The sequence below is a fragment of the Flavobacterium sp. FlaQc-28 genome (assembly GCF_044007415.1).
Lineage (GTDB): Bacteria > Bacteroidota > Bacteroidia > Flavobacteriales > Flavobacteriaceae > Flavobacterium.
Map to the genome: position 1 here is coordinate 1011419 of NZ_JBIPCM010000001.1, position 14414 is coordinate 1025832.

Annotated in this window: 13 protein-coding genes; 2 read left to right on the forward strand and 11 right to left on the reverse strand. The window is 33.2% G+C overall.

Going from position 1 to position 14414, the window contains the following annotated elements; genetic code table 11:
* Positions 1-162 precede the first annotated feature (162 nt).
* Together uvrC and ACHRVL_RS04465 are read right to left on the reverse strand one after the other, a co-directional pair.
* On the reverse strand, positions 163-1953 hold the full coding sequence (gene uvrC / locus ACHRVL_RS04460; protein WP_395410657.1) for an excinuclease ABC subunit UvrC: 1791 nt from the start codon (positions 1951-1953) through the stop codon (positions 163-165).
* A 108-nt stretch (positions 1954-2061) separates the two neighbouring features.
* Positions 2062-2589 (reverse strand): hypothetical protein, encoded by a 528-nt coding sequence (locus tag ACHRVL_RS04465; protein ID WP_395410659.1) that lies wholly within the window; start codon positions 2587-2589, stop codon positions 2062-2064.
* Between the two features lie 307 nt (positions 2590-2896).
* Here ACHRVL_RS04465 and ACHRVL_RS04470 point away from each other — a divergent pair, with 307 nt between their 5' ends.
* Together ACHRVL_RS04470 and ACHRVL_RS04475 are read left to right on the forward strand one after the other, a co-directional pair.
* Positions 2897-3877, forward strand: coding sequence for a succinylglutamate desuccinylase/aspartoacylase family protein (locus tag ACHRVL_RS04470; protein ID WP_395410660.1), 981 nt, complete (start codon positions 2897-2899; stop codon positions 3875-3877).
* Entirely contained in the window at positions 3864-4436 is a 573-nt protein-coding gene (locus ACHRVL_RS04475; RefSeq protein WP_395410663.1) for a 5-formyltetrahydrofolate cyclo-ligase, read from the forward strand. Before ACHRVL_RS04470 ends, ACHRVL_RS04475 begins: the two co-directional genes overlap by 14 nt.
* A gap of 152 nt (positions 4437-4588) precedes the next feature.
* Here ACHRVL_RS04475 and ACHRVL_RS04480 read toward each other — a convergent pair whose 3' ends face one another.
* From ACHRVL_RS04480 to ACHRVL_RS04520, 9 genes are all read right to left on the reverse strand, one after another.
* Positions 4589-5335, reverse strand: a complete 747-nt coding sequence (locus tag ACHRVL_RS04480) for a tetratricopeptide repeat protein (RefSeq protein ID WP_395410665.1) — start codon at positions 5333-5335, stop codon at positions 4589-4591.
* Positions 5336-5391: 56 nt separating this feature from the next.
* Positions 5392-7137 carry a BatD family protein gene (locus tag ACHRVL_RS04485; protein WP_395410666.1) on the reverse strand — a complete coding sequence of 582 codons (1746 nt, stop codon included), beginning with the start codon at positions 7135-7137 and terminating at the stop codon, positions 5392-5394.
* A gap of 100 nt (positions 7138-7237) precedes the next feature.
* Complete coding sequence (locus tag ACHRVL_RS04490; RefSeq protein ID WP_089053303.1) at positions 7238-8011, reverse strand: tetratricopeptide repeat protein; 774 nt, start codon at positions 8009-8011, stop codon at positions 7238-7240.
* 42 nt (positions 8012-8053) lie between these two features.
* On the reverse strand, positions 8054-9088 hold the full coding sequence (locus tag ACHRVL_RS04495) for a VWA domain-containing protein (RefSeq protein WP_089057117.1): 1035 nt from the start codon (positions 9086-9088) through the stop codon (positions 8054-8056).
* A gap of 88 nt (positions 9089-9176) precedes the next feature.
* Complete coding sequence (locus ACHRVL_RS04500) at positions 9177-10181, reverse strand: VWA domain-containing protein (RefSeq protein ID WP_395410669.1); 1005 nt, start codon at positions 10179-10181, stop codon at positions 9177-9179.
* A complete protein-coding gene (locus ACHRVL_RS04505) occupies positions 10181-11815 on the reverse strand; it encodes a hypothetical protein (RefSeq protein WP_395410670.1) in 1635 nt (544 codons plus the stop codon). Before ACHRVL_RS04505 ends, ACHRVL_RS04500 begins: the two co-directional genes overlap by 1 nt.
* A gap of 94 nt (positions 11816-11909) precedes the next feature.
* Positions 11910-12167 (reverse strand): four helix bundle protein, encoded by a 258-nt coding sequence (locus ACHRVL_RS04510; RefSeq protein ID WP_395410672.1) that lies wholly within the window; start codon positions 12165-12167, stop codon positions 11910-11912.
* Positions 12168-12338: 171 nt separating this feature from the next.
* Positions 12339-13202 (reverse strand): DUF58 domain-containing protein, encoded by an 864-nt coding sequence (locus ACHRVL_RS04515; RefSeq protein WP_089053298.1) that lies wholly within the window; start codon positions 13200-13202, stop codon positions 12339-12341.
* A gap of 80 nt (positions 13203-13282) precedes the next feature.
* Positions 13283-14287 (reverse strand): MoxR family ATPase, encoded by a 1005-nt coding sequence (locus tag ACHRVL_RS04520; protein WP_017497457.1) that lies wholly within the window; start codon positions 14285-14287, stop codon positions 13283-13285.
* Positions 14288-14414 lie beyond the last annotated feature (127 nt).

The following is a 14414-nucleotide window of genomic DNA, read 5'->3' on the forward strand; positions in this document are numbered from 1 at the left end:
TGCTGTTATGTGCAAGCTGAAAATAGAAAACTGCGAAAACGAAAAGATTGTTTTTTCCTGCCAAAAAAGAGCGGCCCAAGAAGCTCCCTTTCTGGGATCGGAAAAAAAAACTTTTGACCGAGTATTTAAAATTGACAGTTGGTTTGGGCGCATAAGAATTTACTAGTTCGTTTTGTAAAAGTCGACAATTTTTTTGGCTTTAGAAACCCCTACAACTGCAGATATTTCTTTTTCTGATGCTAATTTCAATCTTTTAACACTTTTAAAATGTTGTATTAACGTAAGCATAGTTTTTTCGCCAATTCCCGGAATACTTTCGACTGAGGAATTAAGAGCTGCTTTGCTGCGTTTGTCTCTGTGAAAAGTAATTCCAAATCGATGCGCTTCGTTTCGTAATTGCTGAATTACTTTAAGTGTTTCTGATTTTTTATCGAGATACAACGGAATTGAATCTCCGGGATAAAATAGTTCTTCTAAGCGTTTTGCAATACCAATAATGGCAACTTTTCCGCGTAAACCCAATTCATCAATGCTTTTTAACGCTGCTGATAATTGACCTTTTCCTCCGTCAATAATAATTAATTGCGGCAGCGGTTCATTTTCCTCTAATACTCTTTTATAACGGCGATATACAATTTCAGTCATTGAGGCAAAATCATCTGGACCTTCGACTGTTTTTACATTAAAATGGCGATAATCTTTCTTGCTTGGTTTTCCGTCTTTAAATACGACGCAGGCGGCAACAGGATTTGTTCCCTGAATATTCGAGTTATCAAAACATTCAATATGACGCGGCTCTGACGGAAGGCGCAAATCTTTCTGCATTTGTGCCATGATTCGATTTGTATGTCTGTCAGGGTCTACAATCTGAAGCTGTTTTAATTGTTCAATTCGGTAAAATTTTGCATTACGAATAGATAGATCTAAAATTTGCTTTTTATCGCCAAGCTGTGGAACTGTTGTTTTGATGTTTTCGCCTAAATCTATTTCAAAAGGAACAATTACTTCTTTAGATAAAAGCTGAAAACGTTCCCGAAGTTCAATAATGGCAAGTTCTAGAAGTTCTTCGTCACTTTCGTCTAGTTTCTTCTTCATTTCTAAAGTGTGCGAACGAATAATCGATCCATGAGAAATTTGCAGAAAGTTGACAAAAGCGGCACTTTCATCAGACACAATCGAAAATACATCGATATTGGTAATCTTTGGATTTACAATTGTCGATTTTGATTGATAATTTTCGAGAACTTCTATTTTCTCTTTTATTTTTTGTGCCTCTTCAAAACGCAATTCTTGCGCATATTCAATCATTAATCGTTTAAAACCTTTGATGCTTTCTTTGAAATTTCCTTTTAGAATTTCGCGGATTGCATCGACTTGTTTTTGATATTCTTCTAATGATTCTAAACCTTCGCACGGCCCTTTGCAATTGCCAATATGATATTCAAGGCAGACTTTAAATTTACCAGAATCAATATTAGATTTGCTTAAGTCGTAATTGCAGGTTCGAAGCGGATACAATTCTTTGATTAGATCAAGAATAGTGTGTACTGTTTTGAAACTGGTATAAGGGCCAAAATATTCTGAGCCGTCTTTGACCATTCTTCTAGTCGAAAATATTCTCGAAAAAGGTTCTCTTTTTATACAAATCCAAGGATAACTTTTGTCATCACGAAGCAAAACGTTATATCGTGGCTGTAATGTTTTTATTAGATTATTTTCTAATAAAAGAGCATCGGTTTCAGTAGGAACCACAATATGCTTTATGGTGACGATTTTTTTTACTAAAACATTTGTTTTGGCTGTATCGTGAACTTTGTTGAAATAGGATGAAACTCTTTTTTTTAAGTTTTTGGCTTTGCCAACATATAAAATCTTTCCGTCTTTATCATAATATTGATAAACGCCCGGATTATCTGGTAAAGTTAGAATTTGAAGTTCGAGAGGAGTCTGCATAGAACAAATTTAAACTTTTGCGTTCAAATTAAATAATTCTTTTAGTTTTCTTAAAGAAAAAACGCCCGTTTTTTCTAAGAAACGGACGCTTTTTTTATGGTGTTATTTTTACTTAATTGTAAAATATTCTGTTTGCAGTAAATGCGTTCTTTCATCAAATGAAAAGTCTACGTATTTTGCGTCATCTTTTTTGATGGAAACTTCTAATTTACTTCTGCCAATTTCTTTTTTATCGGCATCAAAGGCTTTTAGTAAAATATCGCCTTTGAAGTCTTTTTTAGCAATCAGATAAATCGTTACTTTCTTTTGTTTATCACTCTCAGAGGCGTAAATTTTCTCCGCTTTACATTCTTCAAAACTGGTTTTAAAGGCAGGATCAGAAATTACTTTTGAAGTGTTGATACTTTCGCTCATTCCTGAATTTATGCCTTTTATCACATCGCCAATTCCTTTTGATGCGCTTTTAGCGGCAGCTTTTCCTTCTTCTTGAAGCGCCTTACCAGCACCGTCAATTAATTTTGATTTAACAGCAACAGCTTCGTTTCCATCAGCTTCTGCTTCTTTCATTTTCTCTTCTTTACTCTGGCAGGAAACCAATATGGCTAATGCACTAAATAAAACTAATACTTTTTTCATTTCTTCTTTTAGGTTTTGAATAGGTTGTATGTTAAGAATTTAAGTGTTAAAAATCAAAGATATAAATTTAAAATAACTCATTGAGTGTAATTGTTCAAAAAATAATCTAACACATAGAAACATAGATTTTATGCCTAGAAAAGGAGATAAAAAGAAACATGTTTCTTTCGCATAGCGCAATTATGTGTGTTTAGAAAAAGTGAAACGCCTAATTTTCGATTGTAAAAGCTATGTTTCTATGTGTTGAAAATAATTACACTCAACGAGTTTAAAATATAATTTCTATATTTAGCTTTTATTATTAAACATGAAAAATAGTAAGCCTTTGGTGATTTTTGGCGAAGCAATTCTACCTGGAGAAAGCAGAACCATAAATGTTGAGATTGCTCGATTACACACTACCACAAAACTTAATATTCCTGTTATTGTTCGTCGCTCAAAACAAGAAGGGCCTGTTGTTTTATTTTCGGCAGGAATTCATGGCGACGAAATAAATGGAGTTGAAGTTGTCCGCCAGATTATCAGCAAAAAAATTAATCGTCCAGCAAGAGGCACCATTATTTGTATTCCGATTATCAATATGTATGGTTTTGTAAATAAATCTCGTGAGTTTCCTGATGGGAGGGATTTAAACAGGGTTTTCCCCGGAAGTAAAAAAGGATCGCTCGCAAGCCGATTTGCCTATCATATTGTAGCTGAAATTTTGCCTATTATTGATTATGCGGTCGATTTTCATGCAGGCGGTGCCAGTCGTTTTAATGCGCCTCAAATTAGAATTACCCAGAATAATCCTGAGCTGAAAATTTTGGCAGATGTTTTTAATGCGCCTTTTACGTTATATTCTAAAAATATCAATGGTTCTTTTAGAAATACGTGTGAAAAAGCCAATATTAAAATGCTGCTTTTTGAAGGCGGAAAATCGCTGGATATAAACGATGCAATTGCAAATGAAGGAGTAATGGGAGTGAAGCGTCTTTTGCATTATCTAAAAATGCTTGATTCTAAACATATTGTTGAAAAAGCCGAAGAACCATCAATCTATATTAAAAATTCAGTTTGGCTTAGAGCCAAATGCTCAGGTTTGCTTCATGATTATAATTTGATTGGAAAGTTTGTGACTAAGGGAACAATTTTGGCGATAATTACAGATCCGTTTGGTAAATTTGAGCAAAAGGTAAAAGCACCTCACGAGGGGTTTGTTATAAACGCTAATCATTCGCCAATTGTATACGAAGGTGATGCTATTTATCATATGTCTAAAACTTTACCTGAAAATGCCGACGAATAAAAAGGAATTACGCATACATTATAAAAATCTTCGAAAAGAACTTTCGGCAGATAATATTGAAGAAAAAAGTCTGGCTATTGCCAATAATTTAATCCAATTGCCTATTTGGGATAAAACATATTATCATGTTTTTCTTCCAATAGTAGAACATAAAGAAGTTGATACTGAATTTATTCTGCATTTACTTTCGGGAAAAGACAAGGAAATTGTGATTTCTAAAAGTGATTTTGAAACCCGAGGAATGACTCATTTTTTATTGACGGATAATACCAAAATTAAAAAAAACGAATATAATATTCCCGAACCTGTAAACGGACTTGAGGTTCCTACTCAAACTATTGATGTGGTTTTTGTACCGCTTTTAGCTTTTGATAATTTTGGAAATCGAATTGGCTATGGAAAAGGTTTTTATGATAAATTCCTTGCAGATTGTAAACCTGATACGATTAAAATAGGACTTTCGTTCTTTGAAGCAGCAGATCAGATTGATGATGTTTTTGAATCTGATGTGAGATTGGATTATTGTGTGACACCTGATAAGGTTTATAATTTTTTGTAGCGACGTACCACAATGTGTCTTTGCAATACGATAGCGTTTGATCCAGAGATTGAATTATGTTTTTGTTAATCATTTTAGTATAAAATGAAAATCCCAAATTCCAAGTTAATAACAATTGGAGTTTGGGATTTTATATTTAAATTTTAAAACTGTTACTTCACTTCCTTGATAGTCGAAGCATCAATCCAGCCTTCTTGACCGTCTGTTAATTCTATTTTTTTCCATTTTCCAACAGTTTCGATCACATAAACTTTTGCTCCTTCATGCAGTAAAATTACTGGAGAACCTGCTTTTTGTGGCTCGCTTCGAACTTCGCTTAATTCTGCAAAAACAATTGCCGGACGATCGTTGTCAAAGTGATTCTTCTCAGACATTCCTGCTGAAACGCTTAGAAGCAATGTAACTAAAAGAATAAACATTCCGATAAAATAGATTCTTTTACTAATGGTAAGCTGCGAAAAGTAATATCCAATGAAACATAGCAGGAATACAAATGAAATGACAACAGAAATTTTTGCCCAAGTATCATAGTCAAAAATTCCGGTAAAGTTTTGAATCAGTTTTGCGAAACCTACTTTTGGAACTTCTTTAATCTCATCAATTGTTCTTTTTTTAGCAAATTTTAAGTTGTTTAAAGCTTCAGGATGATTAGGATTTAATGATAGTGCTTTCTCATAATTATAAATAGAAGGTGCAACTTTATTTAGTTTATAATAACAATTTGCAAGATTATAATAAACCTCTGCCGATTCTTGTTTGTCTTCTTTAACTATATTTTCGAAAACATCTGCAGCCTGCTGATATTCTCCCTTTTGGTACAAAGCATTTCCTTTGTCAAAGGCGCTTTGAGCAAAAAAGACCTGCGTGATTAATAAAAAGAGATATACTATATTTTTCATTTTTATTTTCTTTGAACATGAGTTGGTTTTAAAACCTCTCGAGTTTGATGTTATATTTAAACAATCTGCTTTTCTAGTGCCGAAATAATTAAAACAGCTTTATCATAATCCTGCTGGATAGAAGCGCTTGATGCTGGCGCATAACGTGCAAATTCACAGTTTTCGGTCAAGTTAATAAAATCTTGAACGGCTTCTGGGTTTGCATTTCTAGATAAAAGCAATTCTTGAATATTGGCTTTGCTCATTTCTGAGGTTTCAATATGCAGTTTAGCCTTTAAGAAATTATGCATTGCTTTTTCTAATGCGATATAGAAAGCTTCTTTATTGTTAAGCTGTTTCTTGGCTTGCGATAAGTACTTTTTAGCAAGCTTATTGTTCATTCTAATTCTGTTTCCTGTTACGTCGCCATCGATTGCTTCTTTTCTTTTCTTAGCAAGAATAATAATTGGTATAATAGCAAAAGGGAGGAACAACAAAGTATAATACAAGTTTGAACCGTAAAAATCATTCTTAGCAATTGGTACTAGTATGGTTTTTGTTTTGTTGTATTTAAATTGCTCTTTTTCTGCAATAACATTTTTAGAAGCTGTCGATGGATTTGCTTCGGCTAATGTTGGGCCGTCTAAAACATCAATCATAATCTCTTTTGTCGTTATTGTTCGATACGAACCAGAACTAAGATCGAAATAAGAGAATGACATTGGTTTAATAGCATATTTTCCTTTGTATTGAGGAACTATGGTGTATTTGTCTGTTATTCTTCCAGACATGCCAGATAATGCTGTTGAAACATTTTCATCATGAACCGGGTCGTACATCTCTAATGCGTTTGGCACAACTGGTTTTGGCAGTGTAAACAATTTCATGTTTCCGTTTCCGGTCGCGCTTACAATTAAATCAAGACTTTCGCCACTTTTTAAAGTGGTTTTTGTTGGGGTAACTGTAAAATTAAATTTACCAACTGCACCAGTAAAGCTTTCGGGTTTTCCAGTTTCAGGAAGTGGTTTTACATTAATAGTTCTTGCTCCCGCAGATACAATTTTATTATCTTCAGTTATAATCATCTGACCAAACATGTCACGACGATTTGTTGGTAATTGAACACCAATATCTAATGAAAAAGGTTCGATCGTTAATTTTCCAGATTTTTGAGGATATAAAATGGTTTTCTTTAAAACAACATAATAGCATCTTTGTCCTTGAAAATTGCCTTCTTCAATTGCCAATTGTTTAACTTCGATATTCTGATTCCAGAAATCATTGTATTTAGGTTTTGCAACTTCTTTAAAACCAGTAACCCCAATTCCGTTAAAATATAGTTTATAAACTACAGTTATTGGTTCGTTTAAGTACGGATTTGTTTTAGAAGTCTCCGCAACTAATTGCAACAATTCGTTTCCAGAACCTTGAGGTCTGTCGTTAGGATCTCTTTCTTGTGCAACTGCATTGGTTACAGTAACTTTTATGGGGTTAGTTTTATAGATCTGCCCATTGTATTCGATCGCAGCCTGCTTGATTATAACTGATCCTTTTTGAGCCGGCTGTAAAATGTAAGAGTATATTTTTTGAAAAGAGCTTCGGCCATTTACCCACGATTGGCTTATTTGCTGGCTGGGTCCTGCAACAAGTTTAAAACCGTCAAAAGAAGGCTGGTCGAAATTATCTCCGTCAACATTCATGATGAAATCAACGCGAAGTCTTTCGTTTAGTCCAAGTGTATTTTTGCTTACTCTGGCTTCAAATTGAACTTGAGCCAAAAGCCCTTGAAAAGTGAATAGTAATAGAATTAAATATCTTTTCATTTAATTTTTTAATCGTTGTTGGTTTAACTGTTAAATTGTTTATTCGTTTGCCCGTTTTATTATAAAACGATTCGACGATTAAACGATTGAACTAAAAATTTTACCAGTCTTTCTCTGGTTTTTTAGGATTTGATTTTACTTTTTGTGCGTTAACTTTATCTTGAATTTTCTTTTCTTCATTGTTTACAGCATCTAATAAATTTTGAACACGTTCTTTTGAGATTCCCCCAGGCATTGGTTTTGGCTCCCCGTTATTGTCAGATTTGTCATCTTTCTTCGGATCGTTTTTGCCGTCTTTTTTATCCTTGTCTTTATCTCCTTTATCGTCTTTTTTCTGATCGTCTTTGCCGTCTTTTTTGTCTTTATTATCGCCGTCTTTCTTTTGATCGTCTTTTTTGTCGTTCTTTTTATCCTTATCCTTGTCTTTGTTCTTATCGTTTTTAGGAGGATTTTCTTTTAATTTTTGTTTTGCTAATGCATAATTATAACGCGTTTCATCATCTGTAGGATCGTTGCGTAAAGCTTCTTTGTAAGCTTCGACCGCCTGCGTATAATTTTTCTCTTTCATAAAAACGTTTCCAAGATTATGAAAAGCTTTATGTTTTTCTGGTCTCGTTTTAGCATTTTTTATAGCATTCGCAAAAGCGTATTTAGCTTCAGAAACTTGATTTTGTTTGTAAATCGAGTTTCCAAGATTATAAGGAGCTGCTGCGCGTTTAGGAAATTTTGAGGCAGAGATTCTATAATTAGCTTCGGCATCAACAAATTTATTCTGCTTATATTCCTCATTGGCACTAGGCAATGTTTTATCTTTTTCCTGAGCAGAAACTGCCAAAGAAAACGTTAGTAAAATATAAAGAAGTAAATTTTTCATTCTAATGTTTTTATTTTTTGTTCCGAGTTTTAAGCGGAATCTTTATTTTTTTTCGTTAAATAAATTCAACTCTTTAATCCAATTGGTTTTTCTTTCTAAAAGGAAAATATCGATAAACAATAATAAGAAAGCAAATCCGATGAACCATTGAAATTGTGATTGAAAATCGGCCATTTGGGTAGATTCAAACTCTGTTTTTTGAATGTTATTTAAAGCATTCTTGATATATTCTAAAACCTCTTTAGTATTACCGCCGTAAACATAACCTCCTTTTGTTGCTTTTGCAATAGTTTTTAAGCCTTCTTGGTTAAGTTTAGTAATAACAGTTTCTCCGTTTTGATCTTTTTGATAACTGCGAACTACGCCGTTTTCTTTTAACGGAATTGTTCCTCCTTTTTCTGTTCCAACACCAACAGTAATAATTTTCATTCCTATTTTGTTGGCTTCTTCAGCAGCAAGCGACGCTCCTTCTGAATGATCTTCACCATCAGAAATTAAAATCAAAAGCTTGCTGGTTTTGCTCTTTTCATCAAAATATTTAGCTGATAAACGAATTGCTTCGTCAAGAGATGTTCCTTGTGATGAAACCATATCCGGGCTCATACTTTGCAAGAACATTTTTGCAACGCTGTAATCAGATGTGATTGGCAAAACTGGGAAGGCGCTTCCTGCGTAAGCAACAATACCTATTCTGTCGTTTCCTAGAGAATTAATAATCTGCGAAACGAGTTGTTTACTTTTGTCTAAACGATTTGGAGCAACGTCTTCTGCAAGCATACTTTTAGAAACGTCAACCGCAAAAACAATATCAATACCTTCGCGTTTTACGGTTTCCATTTTGGTTCCTATTTTTGGATTTACCAAACCAATAATTAAAAACGCTAATGCCAAAAGCAAGATCGATATTTTTAATACAGGTTTAAAAACAGATCGCTCCGGGCTTAATTTTTTTACCATTTCTAAATCACCAAACTCAAGTTGTTTTTTTCTTTTCCAATACATATTGAAAAGAAATATACACGCCACAATTGGGAGCAGTAATAAGAGATATAAATATTTTTTTTCGTCTAATTCCATAAATGTCTTTAAAATCCAATTCTAAAAATTCCAAATTTCAATTTGTTATTTGAAATTTTATTATTTGAAATTTTTTAATTTTTTCAAATTAAATAAAGCTTCTATAAACCGTGTTTCTTAAGCCAACTTCTAACAATAGTAAAAAGGCCGCTAGTAAAACAAAACCTCTGTATTTTTCGTCGTAATCATAGAATTTTAATTCTTGGATTTCTGTTGTTTCTAATTTATTAATTGCATTGTATATTTCGGCTAACTTGTCGTTGCTTGTTGCTCTAAAATAAGTTCCATCGGTTTTTCGAGCGATATTTTTCATTAATCTTTCGTCGATTTCAACCTTTTGCATTTTGAATAAAAAACCTCCGTTTGGTGCGTAAGCATAAGGAGATTCCGCCATTCCGTTTGTTCCAATACCAATCGTATATACTTTTATGCCATATTGTTTGGCAATATCTGCAGCAGTTTCAGGTTCAATAAAACCTGCATTATTAACACCATCAGTCATTAAAATAACAACTCTGCTTTTTGCTTTACTGTCTTTAAGACGATTTACAGCCGTTGCTAAACCCATTCCAATTCCAGTTCCGTCTTGAAGAACGGTGTCATATCGAATTCCTTTTATTGCTTCAAGAATAATTGGTTTGTCGCTTGTAACAGGTGTTTTAGTATACGCTTCAGAAGCATATAAAACTAAACCAATTCTGTCGTTTGGTCTTTCTTGAACAAAATCTGCGGCAACTCTTTTTAAAGCTTCCATACGGTTTGGCTTTAAATCTTTTGCAAGCATACTTCCAGATACGTCAATTGCCATTACAATATCAATTCCTTTTGTCGTTTTTGTTTGATTGCTAATATCTACTGTTCTTGGTCTTGCAAGAGCAATAATTAAAGAACATAAAGCAATGATTCTAAAAACGTATAGAAAAGGTTTTAATTTTGTTAATAACGATTCGCTGTTTTTAAAACCTGCTGTCGAACTCATTTTTAATGTAGCCGACTGCTGATTTCTTTTCCAAAAAAACCAAGCAATTGCGATTGGAATTAATAGAAACAACCAAAAAAATTCTGGATTTAAAAAAGTGATCTTATTATTCATTAGTTACTTGCCTTTTTAAGTTCAACAGAATTTAAAATTCGGGTTGTGATATCGTTAGCATACGTATCGCCCTCCTCGTGTAAAATAACTATCTGTTGTAATCCTTGATCTTGTTTAAACAACAGGATTTCGTAATATGCTTTTGTACTTGTTTTAGTCGACGGATTTAAAATACTCATTGTTCCGTAACCTTTTACGCCTTGAATTCCTTGATTGGTTTGGAAATCTTCTTGCTTAACGATGATGTTTTGACCTCCTTGAAGTTCAATAACTTTTAAACTTCCTTCTAAAGCTTTTGATAAATCGATTTCAGTTGGTGTTTTAAATTGAGTTGTAGAAACAGCAACATAAAAATTATCAATCATACTGCCATACGCAAAAAGCTGCATTTCTTTTATCAAAGCCATAGTTTCTTTCGGAAGTGCTTTTAAAGCATCCATACGTTTTAAAACCTTTGGAGTTTCAATAATCACACCCGGATTTCCGTACTCACTTTTTACCCATTCGCCTTCTAACAATTCTTTAGACGGATGTCCAATAATGTTGTCTTTTACGTATGCGAATCCTTTTGTTGCAATAAAGAAAGTGGTTGTTGCGAATAGTAAAAAAACAACTGAACCAGCAGCAATTGCAATACGTTTGTTTCTTTGTTTTTTTAATTGAAGCTTAATTTGTTTTTGTTTTTGAGCTTCGTTTAATAATTGATCTTCTTCTTCAGCTGGAACTTCTGTCGGAATAGCATTATCCAGTGTTAGGATTACTTTTTGAATTTTATTTCGGTCATCTGTAATTTCAAAATCCAGTGGTTTAGATTTTGCAAATTTTACTAAATCGGCCTGACGCAATACACGTTCTAGATTTTCAACCGTTTCTGGCGTTAAAGCCATTTTCTTTTTAGTAGAAGCGGTTCTAATTGCCTGAATTAATTCAGAAGTTGTACTTTCCATTGCAGGAATATGAATGGCTTCTTCAATATAATTACGGGCAATATCAGTCAGTTCACTATAATATTCTTTAATCTCTCCTTTTTGAACTAATTCCTTTTGCTCTAGATTGTTTAATAAACTAGTCGCTTTTTCGATTGGAGTTTTATAAACTTCTTCTTCGATTTTCTTTTTCTGGTGTTTTTTAACATACCAATATACAAAAGCACCAATTCCTAAAATGATAATCAATGCTAAAATATACTTCCACCAATCGCCAATACCATTGTCAACAGTCGAAATGTCTTTGATATCATACATTTTTTGCTGCAGCGTATCGACTTTTACATTGGCAACTTCTACTTTAATAGAATCTGATAAATAAGGCTTTTTGTCGATTAGAATCTGAACACTCGGAATTACATATTTTCCTGAATCAAATTGTGTTAAGCCATATTTTTTGATTAACTCGTAAGTGTCGTTTTTCTTAACAGTATCAATTGGGTACGATTGAATTACTTCTAATGCGCCAATTCTTTTCAGTTTAGGAAAAACTACTTTCGAATTCGAATTTACAGTTGTTTTAAGAGTCAGCTTAAATTCGGCTCCAATTTTATTTTTTGTAGTATCAATGCTTGTTTCAACTTGTTTTTGCTGAGCGAAAACAGTCGAAGTAAGTAAAAATAAAAATATGTAAAACTTTAATTTCATTTGATTAACGATTGAAGATTAACGATTTTTGATTTCAGATTTTTGCCTGAAATGGAATGATTTATTATTTCCTCAAAATTCGAATCTTATTTTTTTATGAATTATTTTTTGATGTTTTAATACTTGAAACAAATATTGATATTAATTCATTAACTTCTTTTTTTGCCTTTGTCAAATTTTCTAAATCTGATGAAAGATTTGCCTTTTCAATTATTTTTAAGCAGACAAAGGTTTCTCGTAATTCTTTTAAACAAATCCCCATTTTATGAACAAAATCTTTTTTGCTCTCTGCGCTTTGTGCTTCTCCATAATTTAGAGCGGGTGATGTGCCGGATCTTATTATTTGCCCCAATAAATGATTTCCAGCGTAATTTTTTCAAATTTAATAGTCAGGGTTATTATGCTGGCAGCAAAATCAATCAATCTATCTTCTAATTCTTGTTTAGTCATTCTTTAATTCTTCCTTTTAAACATAAATCAACACATCATAAATCAAAAATCGTTAATCAAAAATCTTAAATCTTTACCTCGATTTAAAATAGCCTAATAATTTGGTTACATAATTTTCGTCAACCCTTGTGTTTACAACGCCAGCTCCAGATTTACTAAAAATTTCTTTGAAATAATTAACTCTTTCCAGATAATGTTTTTCGTAATTCATTCGCACGGTTTTTGATCCTGTATCAACCAGCTGAATTTTACCAGTTTCAGCATCAAGCATTGTGACCATTCCTAAATTTGGAATTTTTTCTTCACGCAGGTCGTATACTCTAACTCCTGTAATGTCATGTTTTTTAGAAGCAATTTTTAAAGTCTGCTCATAATTTTCAGACATGAAATCAGAAATCATAAAAACAATTGCTTTCTTTTTCTGAGTTCCCGATAAGAATTTTAAGGCTTGAGCAATATCAGTTTTTTGACTTTTTGGTTCAAACTCGATCAATTCACGAATGATTCTCAATACGTGTGAGCGTCCTTTTTTTGGCGGAATATACAATTCTACATTATCAGAAAAAAGGATTAAACCAATTTTATCATTATTTTGTGTAGCCGAAAAAGCCATCGTTGCCGCAATTTCGGTGACGATGTCTTTTTTAAACTGACTTTTAGATCCAAAACCTTCAGAACCCGAAATATCAACCATTAAAACCATGGTTAATTCACGTTCTTCTTCAAAAACTTTTACGTGGGCTTCATTGTAGCGAGCGGTAACATTCCAATCTATATTACGAATATCATCGCCATACTGGTATTGGCGCACCTCGCTAAAAGTCATTCCGCGCCCTTTAAATGAAGAATGGTACTCTCCCGAAAAGATATGATTACTCAGTCTTTTGGTTTTGATTTCTATTTTCCGTACTTTTTTTAAAAGCTCTTTTGTATCCATTTTATTTGTTTAAAGTTTAAAGTTTGAAAGTTTCAAGTTTGTTTTGCAACAACTTGAAACCTGAAACTTGAAACAAATTTTTAAGGTACTTCAATCTCGTTTACGATTTTGTTGATAATGTCTACAGAAGTAATGTTTTCAGCTTCAGCTTCATACGTTATTCCAACTCTATGACGTAAAACATCATGTACAACTGCACGAACATCTTCTGGAATTACATATCCACGGCGTTTGATGAAAGCGTAACATTTGGCAGCATTTGCTAAATTGATACTTCCACGCGGAGATGCTCCAAAACTGATAAGAGGTTTTAAGTCGGCTAATTTGTACTTTTCTGGATAACGAGTAGCAAAGATGATATCTAAGATGTATTTTTCGATTTTTTCATCCATATAAACTTCACGAACTGCTTCTTGCGCACGTAAAATTTGTTCTACAGAAACTACAGGATTTACTTTTTCGTAAGATCCTTTTAAGTTTTGACGAATTACAAAACGCTCTTCGTCTATTTTTGGATAATCAATTACAGTTTTAAGCATAAAACGGTCAACCTGTGCTTCAGGAAGCTGATAAGTTCCTTCTTGTTCAACAGGGTTTTGAGTTGCTAGTACTAAAAACGGACGGTCTAGTTTGAAAGTGGTGTCACCAATAGTAACTTGTTTTTCCTGCATCGCTTCTAAAAGAGCAGATTGTACTTTTGCAGGAGCACGGTTAATCTCATCGGCAAGTACGAAATTAGCAAAGATTGGTCCTTTTTTAATAGAGAATTCGTTTGCTTTGATGTTGTAAATCATTGTTCCGATAACATCAGCAGGCAATAAGTCAGGGGTAAACTGGATACGGCTGAAAGATCCTTGAACGGCTTGAGACAAAGTGTTAATTGCTAATGTCTTTGCCAATCCAGGTACTCCTTCAAGCAAAATGTGTCCTTGGCCTAAAAGTCCAATCAGCAAACGCTCGACCATATGTTTCTGTCCCACAATAACTTTGTTCATTTCCATTGTAAGAAGGTCTATAAAAGCGCTTTCTCTCTCAATTTTTTCATTTATCGCTCTAATGTCTAAAGTCGTTGTATTTTCTTCCATATAAATATTTTTAAAACCTTGATTTTTATGCCTGAATTTTGAGAGTGCAAATTGACTATTTTTTGAGAAGTAAGATGTTAAAGAATGGTTAAAACTTCGACCAAAGTTCTAATTTTAAGGACGAATT